This window comes from Pseudomonas bananamidigenes (assembly GCF_001679645.1).
GTDB lineage: Bacteria > Pseudomonadota > Gammaproteobacteria > Pseudomonadales > Pseudomonadaceae > Aquipseudomonas > Aquipseudomonas bananamidigenes.
In genome coordinates this window covers 1-21,694 of record NZ_LRUN01000015.1, presented here as the reverse complement: position 1 = coordinate 21,694, position 21,694 = coordinate 1, and the positions used below count along the sequence as shown (strand labels likewise).

Below are 21,694 nucleotides of genomic sequence, written 5' to 3'. Positions count from 1 at the left end.
TTACCAAGATGATGGCACTTTGATATACAACCCGCCATCACCCGCCTCACAACAAGATCCTCGGCTCACGAGGGCGCCTTCTTTCTCAACGTCCAAGGAGCACATTGATGTCTATCCGGAATCTGCGCACAGGTTTGCGCGCCAGTTTGAGTTTTGCCGTTCTGGCCGGTCTGCTGATGGTGGTCGGCCTGTTCGGCCTGGGCCAGATGAAAGCCCTGCGTGAAAGCGCGGCAGTCATCGAAGAGTCATGGATGCCCAGCATCGAAAGCATTCACGACGCGGCGGCAAACATCGCCAGCATCCGCCTCGAAGCCCTGCGCCTGATCACGAGTACCCAGGCTGCCGTGCGCGAGCGCAGCAAAGGCCTGCTGACGGCACAGCGCCAGGAATTGCTGAAGCGCCTCGACGATCACAAAACCCTGATCGCCAATGATCAGGAGCGGACGATGCTGGAAACTCTGGGCACAGACACGGCCAGGTACCTGAGCATCCTTGACCAGATCATCAAACAGATCGACGCCGGGCAAAGCGATCAGGCCTATGCACGACTGACCACGGACCTGGCCCCCCAGGGCAACGTGCTCGACAAGACCCTGGAACAAATGATCACCCTCAATCAGCAAGGCGCCGATGCCGCTGCCAAAGCGGCGGCGGCAACCTATCAACAGTCGCTGTGGATCGTCGCGACGATCATCGTCATCGCCCTGGTTGCGACCTTGCTGCTGGCGTGGCTCCTGACCCGCAGCATTACCGCGCCGATCAATCAGGCATTGAGCGTGGCCAGGCGGATTGCCTCCGGTGATCTCAGCGCTCCTATCGACAGCGCGGGGCGGGATGAAGCGGCGCAACTGCTCAAGGCCCTGGCCGAGATGCAGGGCAATCTGCGTTCGACCATTCGCGGCATCAGCGAGTCGGCGCAACAGCTGGCCTCCGCCGCCGAGGAAATGAGTTCGGTGATGGAACAGAGCACTCGCGGCCTGCAACAGCAGAACGACCAGATCGAACAGGCGGCCACGGCCGTCACCGAGATGAGCACGGCGGTGGACGAGGTCGCGGCCAACGCGGTGTCCAGCGCCGAAGCGTCCGAGGCCTCGAACGAGGACAGCAAGCACGGGCATGTGCAGGTCAGTGAGACCATCAGTTCGATTCAGGAACTGGTCAGCGCGGTGCTCGGTGCATCAGAACAGGCCGAAGGCCTGGCGACTCAGGCCCAGGACATCAGCAAAGTGCTGGAAGTGATTCGCGGCATCGCCGGCCAGACCAACCTGCTGGCGCTCAATGCCGCCATCGAAGCGGCGCGTGCCGGCGAAGCGGGACGCGGCTTTGCAGTCGTGGCCGATGAAGTCCGCTCGCTGGCTCAGCGCACGCAGAACTCCACCGAGGAAATCGAGCTGATGATCAGCAGCATCCAGCAGGGCACCGGTGCCACGGTCGGCGCCTTGCAAAGCAGCGCCGAGCAGGCCACCCAGACCCTGCGCCGGGCCAACAGCGCCGGTCAGGCACTGGAGAAAATCACCGCGTCGATCTCGCAGATCAACCAGCGCAACCTGGTAATCGCCAGCGCCGCCGAACAGCAGGCCCTGGTGGCCCGGGAAGTCGATGAAAACCTGGTGACCATCCGCGACTTGTCGACCCAGACCGCCGCCGGCGCCACCCAGACGTCAGCCGCCAGTCAGGAACTGTCGCGCCTGGCGGTCGACCTCAACGGGCTGGTGACGCGCTTCGTGCTCTGACGAAGAAATTAAATGCCCGATCAGCGGTTGCCATCGTCAGGGCGCTCGGCAACACTCTCGTCCCCGAAATGGAAGGAGTTGCCCGTGAGCCCTGTCGATATTTTCCGCATGTTGTCGCTGGCCGCGATCTGGGGGGCGAGCTTCCTGTTCATGCGCATCATCGCTCCTGCGATCGGCACCGTTCCGACCGGCTTTTTCCGGGTTTCGATCGCGGCTGCCGGTTTGCTGGTGATCCTCGGTCTGATGCGTATCAGCTGGGATTTCAAAGGCAAACTCAAGACCGTGATGTTGCTGGGGGTGATCAACTCAGGGCTGCCGGCAACGATGTATTCCGTCGCGGCTCAAGTGCTGCCGGCCGGTTATTCGGCAATCTTCAACGCCACCACGCCTTTGATGGGCGTGTTGATCGGCGGGCTGTTCTTCAGTGAAAAACTCACGGTGGCCAAACTGGCCGGGGTTTTCCTGGGTCTGCTTGGCGTGGGCGTACTGACCCGCGCCGGCCCCGTGGCGTTCGATCTGCCGCTGCTGATGGGCGCCTTGGCCTGTCTGCTCGCAACGACCTGCTACGGGTTTGCCGGGTTCCTCGCCCGGCGCTGGCTGGATCAGGCTGGCGGGCTCGACAGCCGTCTCTCGGCGCTGGGCAGCATGCTCGGTGCCACGCTGTTCCTGCTGCCACTGTTCGGTTACAGCGTCTTCACTCAACCACCGGTGAGCTGGGGCGGCTGGCCTGTCTGGCTGTCACTGCTGGGCCTTGGCCTGGGCTGCACCGCGTTCGCCTACATCATTTACTTCCGCCTGCTGAGTTCCATCGGGCCGGTGAAATCGATGACCGTGACCTTCATGATTCCGCCGTTCGGCGTACTGTGGGGCGCATTGTTTCTCGACGAACCGCTGTCGATGGCTCATCTGTATGGCGGAGTATTGATCGCGATAGCGTTGTGGCTGGTGTTGAAACCGACGGCGGTGAAGCCGGCAGAGATCACCGCTCGCTGATCGCCAGATACACAAAGGCCCGGGAGTTTCCTCCCGGGCCTTTTTCATGCGCGGCTGTTACGCCGATTTACGGAACACGAACACCAGACCGACAATGATCAACAGCATCCCCAGCACGCTGAGCGCGGCCAGCCGATTGCCGAAGATCAGATAGTCCATCACTGCCGTCACCGCCGGTACCAGGTAGAACAGGCTGGTGACATTCACCAGATTGCCCCGGGCGATCAGTCGATACAGCAGCAAGGTCGCCAGCACCGAAACCACCAGTCCCATCCACAATACCGGCACGATGAAACCGGCGCTGTGCTCGAAGTGGAAAGGCTGGAACGGCACGAAGATCCCGCACAGCAACAGCCCCGCCAGGTATTGCACCGGCAGCGTGCCGAGGGGGTTGTCGGTAATGCGTTTCTGCATGATCGAGCCGAACGTCATGCTGGCCAGCGCCAACAGCCCGAACAGCATGCCCGACAGGGACATTCCGGCCAGGCCGATGCCCTGGTAAACCACCATGATCAGACCGGCCAGCCCCAGCGCCAGACCGAAGATCCGGCTCGCCGAGCGCTGGCGCTCCATGATCACCACCGTGAGGATCGGTTGTACGCCCATGATGGTCGCCATCACGCCGGGGGTGACTTTCAAGTCCAGCGCCAACAGATAGAAAATCTGATACGCCCCCAACAGCACCACCCCGGTAGCCATCGCATACAGCATCGGCCTGCCCCCCCTGGGCAGCTTCAGCCTGAGCAACGGCACCAGCAACACCAGCCCGCACAGGGCGATCACAAATCGGATCAGCAGAAAGGCAAAGGGCGAAGCGTGGGCCAGCCCCCACTTGGAGAAGATCGCCCCGCTGCTCCACAGCAGGACGAACAGGCTCGTGGACGCCGCCGCGAGCGCGGATTTTTTCGAAAGGACAAACATGAATACCACCTGTAGTCAGGCAAATAGCCAACTCAGCCGAAGCTGAAATTCAGTAGGTTTTTTCAGGCGGGCGCAGGGGTCAGCAGAAAACGCTGATCAGCGCGAAACACCCACGCCCGGCGGTGATACGACTGCGCACACCGGCGTGCTGCTGACAGGTGGAGGGTAATGACTGATCTGCACAGGCTGCTGATTCCCGCACGGCACGACGCCAGCGTTGACCGCTGAATCGACTACCGCGTTGATGAGGGATGCAGGCATTGGGCTGATCTTTTTCGAGGGATTGAAAGGTGAGTCGTGGGACTCACGAGCGCCGACTATAACCAGCCTGCGACATGGATTGCAATGACTTGGGCAAAGGGCCGCCAGCGACGGATGAGCGAGAACTGAATAGGCTGTTGAGCAACGGCTACACCCACTGATGGGGAGACATGGAATGCTCGAAATCATATGCCAAGAGAAAGGACGTATTTGCGGTATCAGTTGTATCGGTCAAAGGCCAGAAAGCAGGCAGGTATCGCGATTCACAGAATGCAGTTTCATGACGGAGCAGATTTTTCGAAGATCCGCTTCGAACCCATAGATGCCATAGCATTGATCGCCTTTGAGCTTTGGGAGAATCCACACTTTTGCTGGCGAGAGATTGCCGTATGGAAGTCACGAGAACCCTTATCTCTGGATATCGCGATCTGGTTTGAAGAACAGCTGTGCGGACTGTGTTTCGCCAACCCAAATAAAAGCCGCCAGAGAATTCGAATCGTGCGACTGGAGGGACAACCCGGAGCGCTTCACCCACTTAAAAAGCGTATTTCGGTTCTCGCGATGATGGCCATTGATGAGTTTGCGCAAATAATCGGCAGTAAGTGGATTGAAGTCCAGGAGCCACTACAAGAAGCAATGCCTGTTTATACGAAACTCGGCTTCAAATTTGATTTGGAAGGCCGCCTTGTCCTTGCAGTGGAGAGTAAAGTATCGTGAAAACTGTTCAAGTAATGATCAACGAGGGCGGGCTCATGCGCAGATCCGTGAAAAAATCCCCTACCAAGAAACGATCAATCAAAACGGATGAAAGGCTTGCTTCCTCTGAGCTATCAACCAATCAGCAGCGTTTTCTTCAGCTACTGACTACAGGTATCGAAGGCGAACCCGACGTTCTCGCTGGACGGCGCTGACTCGCAGGCAATAAAAAACCGCTCCTTGTGAGCGGTTTTTTATTGCTTGAATCCAGCCTCACCCAAACAGCCAATACCCCAGCAACGTCAACACCACCACCGCCAGCACCGGCCGCATCACACGGTAGGCCTTTGGATTGCGGCGCTTCCACTGTTTGACCACGCCGCTGAACTTGTCACTGAAGTTCTTGCTCCAGGCATAGGCCTGGTTGATCCCGCCGACGCGTTCGTCGTCGAGGTTTTGCGGTGCGGTCGCACGACCCAGCCAGGCGCTGATGGAGCGGTTGATGCGGGTCATGAGGCGGTTGCTCAACGGACGCTCGACGTCGCAGAACAGGATGACGCGGGTCTGCTCGGTTTCGTTCTTGACCCAATGCACGTAGGTCTCGTCGAACATCACGTCTTCGCCGTCGCGCCAGGCGTAGACCTGACCGTCGACGAAGATCCGGCAATCGTCGGAGTTGGGGGTCGACAACCCCAGGTGGTAGCGCAGGGAACCGGCGAACGGATCGCGGTGCGGGTTCAAATGGCTGCCGCCCGGCAACAGCGCGAACATCGCGCCTTTGACGTTGGGGATGGCACTGACCAGCGCCACGGTTTTCGGACACAGGGTCTCGGCCGATGGCAGCGGTTTGTCGTACCACTTGAGGTAGAAACGCTTCCAGCCTTTCTTGAAGAACGAGCCGAAACCGGCATCGTTGTTCTTTTCGGCGGCGCGAATGTAGCCCTCGTCGAACAGGTGCATGGCTTCGTCGCGGATGGTTTCCCAGTTGTCGCGCAGCACGTCCAGTTCCGGAAATTTGCTCCGATCCAGATACGGTTTGGACGGCACGCCGGAAAACAGGTACATCAACGCATTGTACGGAGCGAACAGCGCCGAGTGGTTGACGAACTGGCGCAGCACCGGCAAACGCGCCTTGCCGCGCAAATGCACGTAGAGGATGCTGCTCACGAACAGCAGCAACACCGATACCTTGGCGGCCAACGAAAAGGTCATCAACGACTCCTTGAAAAAAGACAACGCCACGCCATGTCACTCACCCGGCATGGCGGCCGGCCATGATAAACACTACCGGCGCCGGGAAAAACCCGCCCGACCCAAGATTCAGTGTTAAGAATTGCGCAACAAAGCACTAATTAACATAACAAGCCTGAATCCTGGCTGACCTGAATCAACGCCACGCTTACTGCTGGTTCTCCTGATCGGTGAAGAGGTCGCTGAACAGCATGCTCGACAGGTAACGTTCACCCGAGTCCGGCAGCACCACCACAATGGTCTTGCCCTGCATTTCCGGGGTTTCCGCCAGGCGCACCGCAACCGCCATTGCCGCGCCGCAGGAAATGCCACACAGAATGCCCTCTTCCTGCATCAGACGCAGCGCCATGACCTTGGACTCTTCGTCGGTGACGCGCTCGACCCGGTCCACCATCGACAGGTCAAGGTTCTTTGGCACGAAACCGGCGCCGATCCCCTGAATCTTGTGCGGGCTCGGTTTGATTTCTTCGCCGGCCAGGGCCTGGCTGATCACCGGCGAGGACACGGGTTCCACTGCCACCGAGATAATCGGTTTGCCCGCCGTATTCTTGATATACCGCGATACACCGGTGATGGTTCCGCCAGTGCCGACGCCCGCCACCAGCACGTCGATGGCACCATCGGTGTCGTTCCAGATTTCCGGGCCGGTGGTTTTTTCATGAATGGCCGGGTTGGCCGGGTTATCGAACTGGGCCGGCATGAAGTATTTGTCCGGGTCGCCGGCCACGATCTCGGCAGCCTTTTCGATCGCCCCCTTCATGCCCTTGGCGGGCTCGGTCAGCACCAGTTCGGCCCCTAGCGCCTTGAGCACCTTGCGCCGCTCGATGCTCATCGAGGCCGGCATGGTCAACATCAGTTTGTAACCGCGAGCGGCGGCGACGAACGCCAGGCCGATGCCGGTGTTGCCGGAGGTCGGCTCGACGATGGTCATGCCCGGTTTGAGTTTGCCGCTGCCTTCGGCGTCCCAGATCATGTTCGCGCCGATCCGGCACTTGACCGAATAGCCCGGGTTGCGACCTTCGATCTTGGCCAGAATGGTCACGCCACGGGGCGCAATGCGATTGATCTGCACCAGCGGCGTATTACCGATGGAATGGGCGTTGTCAGCAAAAATGCGGCTCATGGCTGGGTCCTTGTACAGCGTGAAATTCAGCCTTCCAAGGTAAGCCTGTTGCTCCTGGCAGTCCAGTCGGGTCGAACGTCTGCAACCGCCGACAGTCAATCGCTTTACATCGCAAGGAAAATGCCACCATGAAGCGTCGCTACCGTTGGCCGTTGTGGATCCTCACCACTGTCGTTGTCCTGTTGGTCGCTCTGCACATCGCCCTGCCCTACCTCGTGCGCGACTATCTGAACGACAAGCTGGCCAACATGGGCGACTACCGCGGCCAGATCACCGACGTCGACCTGGCCCTGTGGCGTGGTGCGTACAAGATCAACGGCCTGAAGATCGTCAAGGTCGACGGCAAGGTACCGGTGCCGTTCGTCAACGCGCCGTTGATCGACTTGTCCGTCAGTTGGCATTCATTGTGGTACGACCATGCGGTGGTAGCCCAAGTGAAGTTCTTCAAACCAGAGATCAACTTCGTCGATGGCGGCGCCAACAAACAGAACTCCCAGACCGGTAAAGGCACCGACTGGCGCGCGCAGTTGAGCAAGCTGTTGCCGATCACCCTCGACGAAGTGCAGATCCACGATGGCCGCATCAGTTTTCGCAACTTCAACTCCAAACCACCAGTGAACATGAACGCCACGAATGTCGAGGCCAGCATTTACAACCTGACCAACGTGGTCGACACCAAGGGCAAACGCGATGCCCGCTTCGAAGGCAAGGCCCTGCTGCTCGGCCAGGCACCGCTGGAGACCTCCGCCACCTTCGATCCGCTGAGCGACTTCGAAGACTTCGAATTTCGCCTGCGGGCCCGCGATCTCGAACTCAAGCGCATGAACGATTTTGCCTCGGCCTACGGCAAATTCGACTTCAATGCGGGCCACGGCGACGTGGTCATCGAGGCGCAGGCCAAAAAAGCCCAGCTCACGGGCTACATCAAACCCCTGCTGCGGGATGTTGAAGTGTTCAATTGGCAGCAGGATGTGGAAAACAAGAACAAAAGCATCTTCCGCTCGGTCTGGGAGGCGCTGGTAGGCGGTACTGAAACCGTGCTGAAAAACCAGGCGAAAAATCAGTTTGCGACCCGGGTCGAACTCAGCGGCAGCGTTCATCAGCAGGATATCAGCGCGTTCGAAGCGTTTTTGCAGATTCTGCGCAATGGATTCATCCAGGCTTTCAATGCCCGGTATGAGCGTCCTAAGCCGGATGCGGGCTAAGTTTTACGGTTGACGATGTAGCGTCCAGTATCCTCTGCTGCGATCAGCGCAGGATTCTCCTGCAATGAATCCCAACCCAGGCAGGCCAGGGCCAATGACCGCGGCACGGCTTCCCGCCCATTGCTGTAGCGACTGATGCTGCGGGCACTGACACCCAACGCTTCGGCTGCCTGATTCAGCGGTAACCCTGTGCGAGCGCGCCAGTCCATAAAGATTCGAGTGTTTTCATCCGGTGCATTTTGCGCCAGCGCATCCCTGTACAAGGTATCGGCGCCAATCTGGATATCCGGCTCCAGCCACTCCACGCTCCAGCCATCGTCGCCCAAGTCAGCGGTTGCGAACACTTCACTATCCAATAGCGGAGCGAGCCCCGGATAGGTTTGCAGATCGCGGCTCAAGTCCAGGTTCAGCTGTTGGCCGTCAATAAAGGTCAGTGACAGGCGAGCATCAGCCATTGCCTGCACAGCAGCCAACCGTGGCCGCTTCATGGGTAACATCGTTTCCAGTCCTCCAGCAATTGCGTCTGATGGGCCGAAACCCACGCCAACGCTTCCTTGACGATCAGCGGCGGTGCCTTGCCCATCATGACTTCAACGGTTTCCAGGTTCAGCATCACATCCATTCCGCCACCGGTCAGGCGAACATGGGGTGGCGGGTGATCCTTCTCGCGCAACTGAATGCGGTATTTTTCGCGAAATCGGTATTTGGTAGACATGCTCGGAGGCTATCGCCAAATCGGCGATACCTGAATACTGGCCCCGTGCCAAAACTGAGTCAACATGTGACGCCCCATTCAGAGACTGAATAAGCCGTCTGCGTTCACAGTCGGCCGGGCTGCGCGTTATAGTCGGGCATCCGATTTTTCGCTTCCGCCCTGCCCGTTCAGGTCGGCGTTACCGTTCGAGGATTAGCAGATGAAGTTCGAAGGCACCCAGGCCTACGTCGCCACCGATGACCTGAAGCTGGCGGTCAACGCCGCCATCACCCTGGAGCGGCCGCTGCTGGTCAAGGGCGAACCGGGCACCGGCAAGACCATGCTCGCCGAGCAACTGGCCGAATCGTTCGGCGCCCGGCTGATCACCTGGCACATCAAGTCCACCACCAAGGCCCATCAGGGCCTGTACGAGTACGATGCGGTCAGCCGTCTGCGCGACTCGCAACTGGGCAATGAAAAAGTCCACGACGTGCGCAACTACCTGAAGAAGGGCAAGCTCTGGGAGGCATTCGAGTCCGAAGAGCGCGTGATTCTGCTGATCGACGAAATCGACAAGGCCGACATCGAATTCCCCAACGACCTGCTGCAAGAACTCGACAAGATGGAGTTCTACGTCTACGAAATCGACGAGACCATCAAGGCAAAACAGCGTCCGATCATCATCATTACCTCCAACAACGAGAAAGAGCTGCCGGACGCCTTCCTGCGTCGCTGCTTCTTCCACTACATCGCCTTCCCTGACCGCAGCACCCTGCAGAAAATCGTCGACGTGCACTACCCGGACATCAAGAAAGATCTGGTCAGCGAAGCGCTGGACGTGTTCTTCGACGTGCGCAAGGTGCCGGGCCTGAAGAAAAAGCCTTCGACCTCGGAACTGGTGGACTGGCTGAAACTGCTGATGGCCGACAACATCGGTGAAGCGGTGCTGCGCGAACGCGACCCGACCAAGGCGATCCCGCCGCTGGCCGGTGCGCTGGTGAAGAACGAACAGGACGTGCAACTGCTTGAGCGCCTGGCGTTCATGAGCCGTCGCGGCACCCGTTAAGAGGCTGACGCCATGTTGCTCAACCTGTTCAATGAAATGCGTGCAGCCAAGGTACCGGTCTCGGTGCGCGAGCTGCTCGACCTGATCAACGCGCTGAAACAGCGCGTGACCTTCGCCGACATGGACGAGTTCTACTACCTGTCCCGGGCGATTCTGGTGAAGGACGAACGGCATTTCGACAAGTTCGACCGCGCGTTCGGCGCCTACTTCAACGGCCTGGAAAAACTCGACGATCATTTGCAGGCGCTGATCCCCGAAGACTGGTTGCGCAAGGAGTTCGAGCGCTCGCTGACCGACGAGGAGCGCGCGCAGATCCAGTCCCTCGGCGGTCTGGACAAGTTGATCGAAGAGTTCAAGAAACGTCTGGAAGAACAAAAGGAACGCCACGCCGGCGGCAACAAATGGATCGGCACGGGCGGCACCAGCCCGTTCGGCTCCGGTGGTTTCAACCCGGAAGGCATCCGGGTCGGCGATGCCGGCAAGCGCCAGGGCAAAGCGGTGAAAGTCTGGGATCAGCGCGAGTACAAGAACCTCGACGACTCCGTGGAACTGGGCACCCGCAACATCAAGGTCGCCCTGCGCCGCCTGCGTAAATTCGCGCGCCAGGGCGCGGCAGAAGAGCTGGACATCGACGGCACCATCGACCACACCGCCAAGGACGCCGGCCTGCTGAACATCCAGATGCGCCCGGAGCGGCGCAACACGGTGAAACTGTTGTTGCTGTTCGACATCGGCGGCTCGATGGACGCCCACGTGAAGATCTGCGAAGAGCTTTTCTCGGCCTGCAAGACCGAGTTCAAGCATCTTGAGTATTTCTACTTCCACAACTTCATCTATGAATCGGTGTGGAAGAACAACATGCGTCGCACCTCCGAGCGCACATCGACCCAAGACCTGCTGCACAAGTACGGCGCCGACTACAAGGTGATCTTCATCGGCGATGCCGCGATGGCGCCCTATGAAATCACCCAGGCCGGCGGCAGCGTCGAACACTGGAACGAAGAGCCGGGTTACGTGTGGATGCAGCGCTTCATGGAGAAGTACAAGAAGCTCATCTGGATCAACCCGTATCCGAAAGACACCTGGGGCTACACCTCGTCGACCAACATCGTGCGGGACCTGATCGAGGATCAGATGTATCCGTTGACCCTGCGCGGGCTGGAAGAAGGGATGCGGTTTCTGTCCAAGTAATCCAATGAGTGTGTGGCGAGGGAGCTTGCTCCCGCTGGACTGCGTAGCAGTCCCACTCTTTTTTCAGATTAGAGGGGCCGCTTCGCGCCCCAGCGGGAGCAAGCTCCCTCACCACAACTAAAAGCGCTTCAGATATTCGACATGTTCCCGGTGCGCAACCTCCTGCACCACCGGGCGCAATCTTATTTTCGCTCCCGGCAGACACTGCGCCAGGCGCGCCAGCGCCAAAGGCGTCAACGCTCCCAATCGCGGGTAACCGCCAATGGTCTGCCGGTCATTGAGCAACACGATCGGCTGCCCGTCCGGCGGCACCTGCACCGCGCCCAGCGGAATGCCCTCGGAAATCATCGGTTTGCCCTGATACTGCAACGCCGTCCCCAACAGGCGAATGCCCATGCGGTCAGCGCGGCTGTCCAGCGTCCAGGCACGGTTGAATGCATCGAACAGGCTCTGACCGCTGAACTGGCCGATTTGTGCGCCAAGCACCAGATCCAGCGGCGCGTCGAGACGCAGATCCGGTCGGTGCGCTGCCGGGAGCTCGCGCACCAACAGGGTTTCGCCCTGATAACTCAGCGAAGCGCCCTTGGCCAATGGCAAGCCAAAACCATCGAGACCGCCGAGTTCCTCACGCACCACGGTGGCACGGCTGCCCAGCACTTCGGGCGCAATGAATCCACCGGGCGCCGCCAGATAGGCCCGAGCCCCGAGCAGTGGCTGAGTCAATTGCAGTTTCTGCCCTTTGCGCAGTTTGAAACTCCTCCATGGCGCCAATGCTTCGCCGTCGATCTGCGCCCCCAGATCGGCGCCAGCCAATGCCAGCAGACAGTCGTCCTGCGCCACCACCGCAAACCCGCCGAGGGTGATTTCGATCACCGGCAAATCCAGGTCATTGCCCAACAGCCAGTTGGCCCAGGCCATCGACCGCCAGTCCGCCGCACCGCCCTGGGTCACGCCCAGATGACGCACGCCAAAACGCCCGGCGTCCTGCAACAGGCACAGCGGCGTGCTCGCTTCAATCGTCAGTCGGCTCATGCCAGGGCCTCCAGAGGCGTGTCGTCACCGCCGAGCCGAATGAATTCGGCGTGGCTCACCGCTTCAAAGCGCACGGTGTCGCCGGGCTGCATCAGGCTGTAACCCTCTCGCTCGCGGTCGAACAGCTTTGCCGGCGTGCGCCCGATCAGGTTCCAGCCGCCGGGGGACACCACGGGATACGCGGCCGTCTGTCGCTCGGCGATGCCGACGCTGCCGGCGGCGACTTTTTTGCGTGGCGTATTCAGGCGCGGTGCGGCCAGCACCTCTTCAACCAGGCCCATGAAAGCGAAGCCTGGCGCAAAGCCAAGCGCAAATACCTGATATTCACGGCCACTGTGGCGGCGGATCACCTCTTGCACCGACAAACCGCTGCGTTGCGACAGCAGGCTCAGTTCCGGACCGACACTCAGGTCGTACCATACCGGCAGCACATGACACTGGCCGCCGGTTCGCGCATTCGGTGTCAGGTCGATCAGCGCTTCGGCGATCAACTCCCGTGCCTGACCCGGATTCAATTCCGTCAGGTCGTAATGCACCATCAACGTGGTGTACGACGGCACCAGATCAATCAAATGCTCACCAAATACTGCGCGCAAGCGCTCGCTGGCGGCGAGCATCCACGGCATGTTGGCCTCGGCGATTTCATCGAACAGACGCAGCATCAGACAATCCACCGCCACCACTTCCACCCGCGGATTCATGGTGCGCCCTGCTCGCTCAAGGCCTGCCGAATGCGCTGCACGGCCGCCACTGAACCGGCGTTGTCGCCATGCACGCACAAGGTGTTGGCCTGCAAATGCAGCGCACTGCCGTCGCTGGCGGTCAGGTTGTCGCCACGGGCGATGGTCAGCGCCTGTGCAATGATGGTTTCGGCGTCGTGGTGCACCGCCCCCGGCAGTTGTCGCGACACCAGTCGGCCCGCGCTGTCGTAGGCGCGGTCGGCGAAGGCTTCGAACCACAGGGTCACGCCGTATTCGTCACCGAGCTGTTGCGCTGCGGTGTTGTCACGAGTCGCCATCAGCATCAGCGGCAAACTGCGATCGTAAGCCGCGACGGCCTGAATCACCGCCCGCAACTGCGCCGGGTTGGCCATCATGTCGTTGTACATGGCGCCATGGGGTTTGACGTAGCTGACCTTGCCACCCTGGGCGCGGCAAATGCCGTCGAGGGCGCCGATTTGGTAATGCAGGATGTCTTGCAGTTCCTGGGCGGTGTAAGCCATGGAGCGCCGACCGAAACCCACCAGATCCTGATAGGCCGGATGCGCGCCGATCTGCACGCCATGGCTCAGGGCCAGGCTGACGGTCTTGCGCATGATGCCCGGATCGCCGGCGTGAAACCCGCAGGCAATGTTGGCGCAATCGATGAAGGGCATGACTTCCGCATCCAGACCCATGGTCCAGCTGCCGAAGCTCTCGCCGATGTCACAGTTCAATAGCAGGCGGCTCACGGTGAACACTCCTGTAGCTGTTATCTTTTTATGCGGTAGGACAGTTGTCGCAGGTTATCAGTTACTGCGCGTCCAGTTGCTTGCCCCGGGTTTCCGGCAGACTCAGCGCCGAGAGAATCACCACACCGTATGACACCGCCGCAAAGGCCCCGATGCCGACACTCAGCGGTACTTTCTGGCTGAGCAGTCCGATCAGTAACGGGAACAACGCTGCCAGCGCCCGGCCGATGTTGTAGCAGAAACCCTGCCCCGAACCGCGAATCCGTGTCGGAAACAACTCGGTGAGAAACGCCCCCATGCCACTGAAAATCCCCGAGGCGAAGAAGCCCAGCGGAAACCCCAGCCACAGCATCACGCCATTACTGACCGGCAATTGGGTGTAGAGCAGAACGATGGTGAACGAGCCGACCGCGAACAGGATGAAGTTCTTCTTGCGCCCCAGCAGGTCGGTCAAATAGGCGCTGATCACATAACCGGCGTAGGAGCCGATGATCACCATCGCCAGATAACCGCCGGTGCCGAGTACGCTCAAGCCACGCTCGTTCTTCAGAAAAGTCGGCAGCCAGGAGGTAATCGCGTAATAACCGCCGAGGGCACCCGTGGTGAGCAGCGAGGCGCGGAACGTGGTGAAAAGCATGCCGGGGGCGAAGATCTCGTAGAACTTCGACGGGTTGTCCGGGGTTTGTCTGGCCTTGGCTTCGCGGTAGATCTCGGGATCTTTCACCAGACGGCGGACGAAAATCACGAACACCGCCGGCACGATGCCGAGGATGAACAGTGCGCGCCACGCGTCTTCCGGCGGCAACACCGAGAACAGCAGCGCATACAGAATCGCCGTCAGTCCCCAACCGAGCGCCCAGCCCGATTGCACCATGCCGACCGCCTTGCCACGATCCTTGGCGCGGATCACTTCACCGATCAGCACCGCGCCGGCCGTCCACTCGCCACCGAAACCGAAGCCCATCAGGGTGCGGGCGATCAGCAGTTGTTCGTAGTTCTGGGCAAAACCGCAAAGGAAGGTGAAAAAAGCGAACCACAGCACTGTCAGTTGCAGCGTGCGCACGCGACCGATGCGGTCGGAGAGAATCCCCGCCACCCAGCCGCCGATGGCCGAAGCGATCAACGTGCTGGTATGAATCAACCCGGCCTGGCCGGTGGTGATGCCCCACATCGCGATCAGGGTCGGCACCACGAAGCTGAGCATCTGGGTGTCCATGCCGTCCAGACCATAGCCGATCTTGCAGCTCCAGAAGGTGCGGCGCTCCTGCTGATTGATGTTGCGATACCAGTCGAACGGGCCGGGACGGGCCGTGGTCTTGGGGAGGTCGAGGGTGTCGGGCGCACTCATGGCATGTCTCCGCAGGCTTTTATTGGTCTTGTTCGAAGCTCCGACGACGCCTATCGTGGGAACCGGATGCGTCGATTCTTGGGTGCGTCACCCGGTCGCGTCCAACGAATAAAAACCCGCCCAAGACATAAGAAAAATTTGTTGCCATGAACCTGAAGTTTCTCGAGACCTTCGTCTGGGTCGCCCGGCTGAAGAGTTTCCGCCTGACCGCCGACAAGTTGTTCACCACTCAGGCGTCGATTTCCAGCCGCATCGCCGTGCTTGAGGGTGAGCTTGGGGTGAAGCTGTTTGTGCGGGATTCGCGCGGTGTGAGCCTGACGCCGGAAGGCCTGAAAGTGCTGGACCATGCCGAGCAGATGCTCGACACCCTGCAGGCGTTGAAGCAGTCCATCGAGACCCGATCGAGCAAGGTCGGTCGGGTGCGCATCGGGGTGATGGACACGGTGATTCACACCTGGCTGAGCCCGTTGGTGGCGCAGATCACCGATCTGTACCCACGGGTGGAAATCGAACTGGTGGCCGATACCTCGCTGAACCTCTGCGATCAGTTGCAAAAAGGCTTTCTCGATCTGATCCTGCAAACCGATCTGGTGCGCCATGAAAGCGTGCGCAGCCTGGAACTGGCCAGCCATCCCATCGGCTGGATCGTGGCCAGTCAATCGATCTACAACCGCGATTACGCGAACCTCGCTGATCTGGCGCAGGAACGGATCATCACCTACTCGAAAAACTCCCGGCCGCATCAGGACATTCTGGCGCTGATGCAGGCCCAGGGCGTGCTGGCGCCACGCTTGAACTGTGTGAACTCGGTATCGGCGATCACTCGCTTGTTGCGTGACGGCTTTGGTATCGGCGCATTGCCGCCGGTGCTGGTGGCCGAAGAACTGGCGCGGGGCGAACTGACCCTGCTCGACATCGATCAACGGCCACCCGATCTGCAAGTGGTGGTGTCGTGGCGGGTCGGTGTGGAATGGGTCGAAGAGATCGTGACGTTTTGTCAGCAGGTGCTGGAGGGGTATTCACAGAAAGTGGGCAAGAACTACATCGTCCTCGCCCCTTGATCGTTCCCACGCTCTGCGTGGGAATGCAGCCCGGGACGCTCCGCGTCCCTCGCAAGCCGAACGCGGAGCGTCCGTTGAGGCATTCCCACGCCGAGCGTGGGAACGATCTTCAACGGGAGCAAGCTCCCTCGCCACAGGGAACGGCGCTGCCCCTACAGCCCGCGCACATCCCGGTCTTCGATCGGCCGGCTCTGGCGCAGACGCTTGCCGCCCAGCACCACCCAGTCGATCAGACGGAACAGGCACTCGAGGCCGAACGACAGCAGCATCGCGCCGCTCATGCCCCAGATCATTGCTTCAGGCGTCAGCAGAATCTGGTAGCTGTAACCGTTCCAGGTTTCCTTGCGGATGTCCGGATCGGCGGCCAGCACCACTTGCAGGAAGCGGATGTACCAAGGGCCCTGCATCGCCTGGAACTGCTTGTCCAGCGCCAGTTGACGGTTGAGCAAGGTGCTCAGGCTGTCGGCATCGCTGCGAAACACCGGGTCTTCGCTGGCGCGGTAGTGGGCGACCAGTGCCTGCATATCTCCCTTGAAAAATTGCGCGGCGGTACCCTGGAAACCGCGCAGGCCGGTCTGCACCTCGATCAGATGCGCTTCGACCCGCTTGGCGTAATCGTTGATGAATCCCGGCACCTGGACACCGATCAACAGGCCCGCCGCAAACAACACCAGCCGTAGATAACTGAGCAACATCGAGGAAAGATCCTTTATTCGGTCGTGCCCTGACGGACGCATTCGCCGCGTCGCCACAGGCTCCATTGGCCCGGTTCGTAGCGGGTCCAGGTTTCGTTTTCGGTCAGCGGTTCGGTGGCAATCACCGTGACCACGTCGTTGGGCGTGGTTTCGGCCTGGAAATCGACGATCACATCGACGTCCTTCAGCCGTGCCGGGCCGAACGGTGCGCGCCGGGTGATCTGCGCAAGTTTGGTCGAGCAATAGCAGAACAGCCAGTCGCCGTCGCTGAGCAGGCAATTGAACACGCCTTTGCTGCGGTATTCGGCGCAAGCCGCGACGAGATCCGGCAGCAGCACTTCTATATCGACCGGTTCCGGAAACGCTGCACGTACGCGGTTGAGCAAATCGCAGAATGCCGCTTCGCTGTCGGTATCGCCGACCGGGCGGTAGAAACTCTTGATCGGGGTGAAATCGGCGAGCTGGCCGTTATGCGCGAAGCACCAATTGCGCCCCCACAATTCGCGGACGAACGGATGGGTATTGGACAGACAGACCTTGCCGACGTTGGCCTGACGGATATGGCCGATCACCACTTCGCTCTTGATCGGATAACGCTGCACCAGATTGGCCACTTCCGACTCGCAGCTGGCCGCCGGGTCCTGAAACAGCCGCAATCCGCGACCTTCATAGAAGGCAATGCCCCAGCCATCGCGATGCGGACCGGTGCGACCGCCACGCTGCATCAGCCCGGTGAAGCTGAACACGATATCGGTCGGCACGTTGGCGCTCATGCCCAATAGTTCACACATGTGCGGACTCTCGTGATTACAGACGCGGCTCGACGCGCCGACGCTGCGGATTGCCCGGCAGCGGTGGCCGGCCGTAACGATCATCGCCGGCGCCGCCGAACGGTTGATCGCCGTCGCGTTCGTCTTCGGCACGGGCGGCTGCACGGGCGGCCTCGGCCTGTTCCCTGCGCGCCTTGGAAGCGCGTTCGATCGGGAAGCGAATCAGCACGAAAACCAGGTACAGGCCGAACGCGATCATCGCGTACATGAGCAATTCGGAAATGGCCCGCCAGGCGTTGTTGCCGACCTTGAACGCCAGATCCAGCGCCGTGATGGCGACGGCCGGGGCGAATTTTTCCTTCACCGGATCGATGATGGTCGGGCTGAACAGCAACACCGCCACCAGCACACGCAGCGGCTCGCGCAGCCAGCGCCACATCCAGCGGGTCATGCGCATCCACACCAGCAGGCAGCCAACGGCAGCAAAGGCGTAAAGGCCCCAGGCGATCAGATAGTCGTTCTCGGTCATGGTGTCCATGGCAAGGCAGGCAAAGAGGCGCTTATAGTAACGACTTTTCGCACATCAGGCTTCCCCGCCGTCCGTGCGGTCCTCATTTGTCATGTTCGAGAGCCCTCCATGCCCGTATCCGCCAACGTCACCAGCGCCCCGATTGCCCGCAAGGATGCCGGTCACGACCCGTATGCCTGGCTGCAGGAACGCGACACCGACGCGGTGCTCGACTACCTCAAGGCCGAAAACGACTACCAGCAGGCGCAGACCGCCGACCAGGCCGGACTGCGCGAAACCCTGTTCGAGGAGATCAAGGGCCGGATCCTCGAAACCGACCTGTCCCTGCCGTCGCCGTGGGGCCCGTATCTGTATTACACCCGCACCACGGCGGGTGACGAATACCCGCGTCACTACCGCTGCCCGCGTCCGGCCGACGACAGCCTGACCCTTGACGAAAGCCGCGAACAACTGCTGCTCGACCCGAATGCGCTGGCCAATGGCGGCTTTTTCTCCCTCGGCGCATTCAGCATCAGCCCGGATCACCAGCGCCTGGCCTACAGCGTCGATGCTTCGGGCGACGAGATTTACACGCTGTTCGTGAAGGAGTTGTCCAGCGAGCGTGTCAGCGAACTGGAGTTCCAGGACTGCGACGGCAGCATGACCTGGGCCAACGACAGTCTGACCCTGTTCTTCAGCGTGCTCGACGACACCCATCGTCCGCACAAACTGTTCCGCTACCGCCTCGACGGCACCGCTGCCGAAGAGGTGTTCCACGAGCCGGACGGGCGCTTCTTCCTGCATTGCTACCGCGCGAGCTCCGAACAGCAGCTGTTGCTGTCGCTGGGCAGCAAGACCACCAGCGAAGTCTGGGCGCTGGATGCCAATCAGCCGCACCAGCCGTTCACTTGCCTGGCGCCACGGATCGAGGATCACGAATACGACGTCGACCACGGCAAGCTCGACGGCGAGTGGACCTGGTTCATCCGCACCAACCGCGACGGCATCAACTTTGCCCTGTATCAGGCCCCGGACACCGGTATCCCGCCGAGCGAAGCCGACTGGCAGAACCTGATTCCGCACAACGATACCGTGATGCTCGATGGCGTCACCCTCAATGCCGAAGCGCTGACCCTGAGCCTGCGCGAAGGCGGACTGCCGATCATCGAAGTGCGCCCGCACGGTCTGGCGCCTTATCGCGTGCAATTGCCGGACGCGGCCTACAGCCTCTACGTGCAAAACAGCCTGGAATTCGAAAGCGATCGCATCCGCCTGCGTTATGAAGCGCTGAATCGTCCGGCTCAGGTTCGGCAACTGATCCTCGCTACCGGCGAACAGGCAGTGCTCAAGGAAACCCCGGTGCTCGGCCCGTTCGACGCCGACGCCTACGTCAGCCAGCGCCTGTGGGCCACCGCGCCGGACGGCACGCTGGTGCCGATCAGCCTGGTGATGAAACGCGAAATGCTCGGCAAGCCGGTGCCGCTGTATCTCTACGGCTACGGCGCCTATGGTTCGAGCCTCGACCCGTGGTTTTCCCACGCCCGTCTGAGTCTGCTGGATCGCGGCATGGCGTTCGCCATTGCCCACGTGCGCGGCGGTGGTGAACTGGGTGAAGCCTGGTATCGCGCCGGCAAGCAGGAGCACAAGCAGAACACCTTCAGCGACTTCATTGCCTGTGCCGAATTCCTGATCCTCAACGGCATCACCACCGCGCCGCAACTGGCGATCAGCGGCGGCAGCGCCGGCGGTCTGCTGATCGGTGCGGTGCTCAACCAGCGTCCGGAGCTGTTCGGCGTGGCAATCGCCGAAGTGCCGTTCGTCGATGTGCTCAACACCATGCTCGATCCGGACCTGCCGCTGACCGTCACCGAATACGACGAGTGGGGCAACCCTGAAGAGCCTGAGGTCTACGAACGAATCAAGGCCTACGCGCCGTACGAAAACGTCACCGCGCAGGCTTATCCCGCGACGCTGGTGATCGCCGGTTACAACGACAGCCGCGTGCAGTACTGGGAAGCGGCCAAGTGGGTCGCGAAGCTGCGCGCAACCAAGACCGACGACAACCTGCTGCTGCTGAAGACCGAACTGGGCGCCGGCCATGGCGGCATGAGCGGGCGCTATCAGGGATTACGTGACGTAGCCCTCGAATATGCATTTGTTTTCAAGGTTCTGGGCATCGCCTGAGGAACTCCGCCGGTCACTTGGGTCTTAATTCCAGACCCCGGTGGTCGATACACCACAGATCCCATTGTGGGAGCGAGCTTGCTCGCGAAGGCGTCCGGTCAGTCGAGACTGATATTGGCTGACCCACCGCATTCGCGAGCAAGCTCGCTCCCACAACGATCCGTGTAGTGCCTGAAACCCGTGAAAAACAAAAAGACTGTGACGACATGTCAGAACCGACCTTACTGAACAACGAAATCCGCGACTGGCTGATGGACTGCGGCCTGTTCGACCAATTGCAACTGGCGGACTTCGCCGCCGCTTCGGGCTACTTCAGTATCAGCAGCGTGGCCGAAGGCGAAGCGATCTTTCGCGAAGGCGATGCCGGCAGCTTCATGTGCATCATCCACACCGGTCAGGTGGCCGTGCAGAAGACCGGCGCCGACGGTCAGGTCATCACCATGGCCACGCTGCGCAGCGGGCGGGCCTTCGGTGAGATGGCCGTGCTCGACGGCGAACGGCGCTCGGCGACCTGTGTGGCGGCGAGCAACTGTCAGTTGCTCAACCTCGGCAAGGACTCGCTGGAAAAAATGCTCAACGACGCACCGAAGATCGCCGCCAAGATCATTCGCGCCCTCGCCGTTTCCCTCTCCAGACGCCTGCGCATGGCCGACGGCCAACTGGCGGCGCAACAGATCTAGCCGCCGGGGGATTTGGGTTTGCCTTCGGGCTGGTCGATACCCGGCACCGGCTGATCCCTGATCGGCGGGCTGGGCATTTCGATCGGCACCAGCGGCGGCCCGCCACTGCCGGAACCGGCCTTGGGAATCGATACCGGGCTGATCTGCGGATACGGTGTCGGTGTTGCGGTGCCGGGCGAACCCGGTTGCGGCGTCGGACTGACGGGCAACGCCTGCTGGGCCTGCGCGCCTGTTGCCGAAAGAGCGGCCAGCATGAAAGCTGCCAGAATGCTGCACTTCATCGATGACTCCAATGGCCCCGGACTGGCCTCAGACTACTCCCAACCGCACTTGCGCGCTGTTCCTTTCTTGCAGAACACGCCTCGGGCTGAGCTAAACTTCCCCACATCCGTCATTAGTCTTTCTACCAAGGTGAACCCATGAGTTCGTCCACCCCGACCAACACTTCGAAGCTGGATCGCATCCTCGCCGACAACCAGCGCGACAAGGAAATGGGCTATCGCGACAAAGCCCTGAAGATGTACCCGCATGTGTGCGGCCGCTGCGCCCGCGAGTTTTCCGGCAAGCGCCTGAGCGAACTGACCGTGCATCACCGCGACCACAACCACGACAACAACCCGCAGGACGGCTCCAACTGGGAATTGCTGTGCCTGTACTGCCACGACAACGAGCATTCGCGCTACACCGATCAGCAGTATTTCGGCGAAGGCTCGCTGAGCACGCCGAAGATCGCCAAGGCCACGCATAACCCGTTTGCGGCGCTGGCCGGGTTGATGAAAAAAGAAGACTGAAGATCTTCAGCGCCTGACCCAGCCCTTTCGCGAGCAGGCTC

Annotated in this window: 24 protein-coding genes; 10 read left to right on the top strand and 14 right to left on the bottom strand. The window is 60.7% G+C overall.

Features of this window, described 5'->3' with window-relative positions; genetic code table 11:
- The first annotated feature begins 107 nt into the window (after positions 1 to 107).
- On the top strand, positions 108 to 1,733 hold the full coding sequence (locus tag BBF94_RS06695) for a methyl-accepting chemotaxis protein (RefSeq protein WP_065258261.1): 1,626 nt from the start codon (positions 108 to 110) through the stop codon (positions 1,731 to 1,733).
- Positions 1,734 to 1,817: 84 nt separating this feature from the next.
- The gene (locus tag BBF94_RS06690) at positions 1,818 to 2,726 is read left to right on the top strand and encodes a DMT family transporter (RefSeq protein ID WP_065258260.1); all 909 of its coding nucleotides are present in this window, start codon (positions 1,818 to 1,820) and stop codon (positions 2,724 to 2,726) included.
- A 57-nt stretch (positions 2,727 to 2,783) separates the two neighbouring features.
- On the opposite strand, the gene BBF94_RS06685 is transcribed toward BBF94_RS06690, so the two are convergent.
- Complete coding sequence (locus BBF94_RS06685) at positions 2,784 to 3,647, bottom strand: DMT family transporter (protein WP_065258259.1); 864 nt, start codon at positions 3,645 to 3,647, stop codon at positions 2,784 to 2,786.
- Positions 3,648 to 3,743: 96 nt separating this feature from the next.
- Positions 3,744 to 3,908: a hypothetical protein gene (locus tag BBF94_RS27930; protein WP_176704426.1), complete on the bottom strand. Its 165-nt coding sequence runs from the start codon at positions 3,906 to 3,908 to the stop codon at positions 3,744 to 3,746.
- Between the two features lie 270 nt (positions 3,909 to 4,178).
- On the opposite strand from BBF94_RS27930, the gene BBF94_RS06680 reads away from it, so the two are divergent.
- The gene (locus tag BBF94_RS06680) at positions 4,179 to 4,625 is read left to right on the top strand and encodes a hypothetical protein (protein WP_318656017.1); all 447 of its coding nucleotides are present in this window, start codon (positions 4,179 to 4,181) and stop codon (positions 4,623 to 4,625) included.
- A 252-nt stretch (positions 4,626 to 4,877) separates the two neighbouring features.
- Here the strand turns inward: BBF94_RS06680 and BBF94_RS06675 are convergent, their stop codons facing one another.
- Complete coding sequence (locus tag BBF94_RS06675; protein WP_065258257.1) at positions 4,878 to 5,816, bottom strand: aspartyl/asparaginyl beta-hydroxylase domain-containing protein; 939 nt, start codon at positions 5,814 to 5,816, stop codon at positions 4,878 to 4,880.
- Between the two features lie 187 nt (positions 5,817 to 6,003).
- Positions 6,004 to 6,978 carry a cysteine synthase A gene (cysK, locus tag BBF94_RS06670; RefSeq protein WP_065258256.1) on the bottom strand — a complete coding sequence of 325 codons (975 nt, stop codon included), beginning with the start codon at positions 6,976 to 6,978 and terminating at the stop codon, positions 6,004 to 6,006.
- A 128-nt stretch (positions 6,979 to 7,106) separates the two neighbouring features.
- Between cysK and BBF94_RS06665 the strand changes: the two genes are divergently transcribed.
- The gene (locus BBF94_RS06665; protein ID WP_065258255.1) at positions 7,107 to 8,183 is read left to right on the top strand and encodes a DUF748 domain-containing protein; all 1,077 of its coding nucleotides are present in this window, start codon (positions 7,107 to 7,109) and stop codon (positions 8,181 to 8,183) included.
- Here the strand turns inward: BBF94_RS06665 and BBF94_RS06660 are convergent.
- Positions 8,180 to 8,680: a helix-turn-helix domain-containing protein gene (locus tag BBF94_RS06660; protein WP_065258254.1), complete on the bottom strand. Its 501-nt coding sequence runs from the start codon at positions 8,678 to 8,680 to the stop codon at positions 8,180 to 8,182. The genes BBF94_RS06665 and BBF94_RS06660 overlap by 4 nt on opposite strands.
- A complete protein-coding gene (locus BBF94_RS06655; protein ID WP_065258253.1) occupies positions 8,668 to 8,898 on the bottom strand; it encodes a DUF4160 domain-containing protein in 231 nt (76 codons plus the stop codon). Before BBF94_RS06655 ends, BBF94_RS06660 begins: the two co-directional genes overlap by 13 nt.
- 199 nt (positions 8,899 to 9,097) lie before the next feature.
- Here BBF94_RS06655 and BBF94_RS06650 point away from each other — a divergent pair, with 199 nt between their 5' ends.
- Together BBF94_RS06650 and BBF94_RS06645 are read left to right on the top strand one after the other, a co-directional pair.
- Positions 9,098 to 9,943, top strand: coding sequence for an AAA family ATPase (locus tag BBF94_RS06650; protein WP_065258252.1), 846 nt, complete (start codon positions 9,098 to 9,100; stop codon positions 9,941 to 9,943).
- A gap of 12 nt (positions 9,944 to 9,955) precedes the next feature.
- Complete coding sequence (locus tag BBF94_RS06645; protein ID WP_007956512.1) at positions 9,956 to 11,134, top strand: vWA domain-containing protein; 1,179 nt, start codon at positions 9,956 to 9,958, stop codon at positions 11,132 to 11,134.
- A 117-nt stretch (positions 11,135 to 11,251) separates the two neighbouring features.
- Here BBF94_RS06645 and BBF94_RS06640 read toward each other — a convergent pair whose 3' ends face one another.
- From BBF94_RS06640 to BBF94_RS06625, 4 genes are all read right to left on the bottom strand, one after another.
- Positions 11,252 to 12,166 (bottom strand): 5-oxoprolinase subunit C family protein, encoded by a 915-nt coding sequence (locus BBF94_RS06640; protein WP_065258251.1) that lies wholly within the window; start codon positions 12,164 to 12,166, stop codon positions 11,252 to 11,254.
- Complete coding sequence (locus tag BBF94_RS06635) at positions 12,163 to 12,867, bottom strand: 5-oxoprolinase subunit B family protein (RefSeq protein ID WP_065258250.1); 705 nt, start codon at positions 12,865 to 12,867, stop codon at positions 12,163 to 12,165. The genes BBF94_RS06640 and BBF94_RS06635 overlap by 4 nt, the downstream gene beginning before the upstream one ends.
- The gene (locus BBF94_RS06630; protein ID WP_065258249.1) at positions 12,864 to 13,616 is read right to left on the bottom strand and encodes a 5-oxoprolinase subunit PxpA; all 753 of its coding nucleotides are present in this window, start codon (positions 13,614 to 13,616) and stop codon (positions 12,864 to 12,866) included. Before BBF94_RS06630 ends, BBF94_RS06635 begins: the two co-directional genes overlap by 4 nt.
- A gap of 61 nt (positions 13,617 to 13,677) precedes the next feature.
- Positions 13,678 to 14,964: an MFS transporter gene (locus tag BBF94_RS06625; RefSeq protein WP_065258248.1), complete on the bottom strand. Its 1,287-nt coding sequence runs from the start codon at positions 14,962 to 14,964 to the stop codon at positions 13,678 to 13,680.
- Positions 14,965 to 15,110: 146 nt separating this feature from the next.
- On the opposite strand from BBF94_RS06625, the gene BBF94_RS06620 reads away from it, so the two are divergent.
- Complete coding sequence (locus tag BBF94_RS06620) at positions 15,111 to 16,025, top strand: LysR family transcriptional regulator (RefSeq protein ID WP_065258247.1); 915 nt, start codon at positions 15,111 to 15,113, stop codon at positions 16,023 to 16,025.
- A gap of 152 nt (positions 16,026 to 16,177) precedes the next feature.
- Here the strand turns inward: BBF94_RS06620 and BBF94_RS06615 are convergent, their stop codons facing one another.
- From BBF94_RS06615 to BBF94_RS06605, 3 genes are read right to left on the bottom strand one after another with little or no spacing between them, the layout of a single operon-like run.
- On the bottom strand, positions 16,178 to 16,720 hold the full coding sequence (locus BBF94_RS06615; RefSeq protein WP_065258246.1) for a DUF2937 family protein: 543 nt from the start codon (positions 16,718 to 16,720) through the stop codon (positions 16,178 to 16,180).
- Positions 16,721 to 16,734: 14 nt separating this feature from the next.
- Positions 16,735 to 17,511, bottom strand: coding sequence for a class II glutamine amidotransferase (locus BBF94_RS06610; protein ID WP_065258245.1), 777 nt, complete (start codon positions 17,509 to 17,511; stop codon positions 16,735 to 16,737).
- 16 nt (positions 17,512 to 17,527) lie between these two features.
- The gene (locus tag BBF94_RS06605; protein ID WP_065258244.1) at positions 17,528 to 18,028 is read right to left on the bottom strand and encodes an MFS transporter; all 501 of its coding nucleotides are present in this window, start codon (positions 18,026 to 18,028) and stop codon (positions 17,528 to 17,530) included.
- A gap of 99 nt (positions 18,029 to 18,127) precedes the next feature.
- On the opposite strand from BBF94_RS06605, the gene BBF94_RS06600 reads away from it, so the two are divergent.
- Together BBF94_RS06600 and BBF94_RS06595 are read left to right on the top strand one after the other, a co-directional pair.
- Complete coding sequence (locus tag BBF94_RS06600) at positions 18,128 to 20,182, top strand: S9 family peptidase (protein WP_065258243.1); 2,055 nt, start codon at positions 18,128 to 18,130, stop codon at positions 20,180 to 20,182.
- 206 nt (positions 20,183 to 20,388) lie between these two features.
- Positions 20,389 to 20,862, top strand: a complete 474-nt coding sequence (locus tag BBF94_RS06595; protein ID WP_065258277.1) for a cyclic nucleotide-binding domain-containing protein — start codon at positions 20,389 to 20,391, stop codon at positions 20,860 to 20,862.
- Here the strand turns inward: BBF94_RS06595 and BBF94_RS06590 are convergent.
- Positions 20,859 to 21,143 carry a hypothetical protein gene (locus tag BBF94_RS06590; protein ID WP_065258242.1) on the bottom strand — a complete coding sequence of 95 codons (285 nt, stop codon included), beginning with the start codon at positions 21,141 to 21,143 and terminating at the stop codon, positions 20,859 to 20,861. The genes BBF94_RS06595 and BBF94_RS06590 overlap by 4 nt on opposite strands.
- 138 nt (positions 21,144 to 21,281) lie before the next feature.
- On the opposite strand from BBF94_RS06590, the gene BBF94_RS06585 reads away from it, so the two are divergent.
- Positions 21,282 to 21,653, top strand: coding sequence for a YajD family HNH nuclease (locus BBF94_RS06585; protein WP_007944009.1), 372 nt, complete (start codon positions 21,282 to 21,284; stop codon positions 21,651 to 21,653).
- The last annotated feature ends 41 nt before the right edge of the window (positions 21,654 to 21,694 follow it).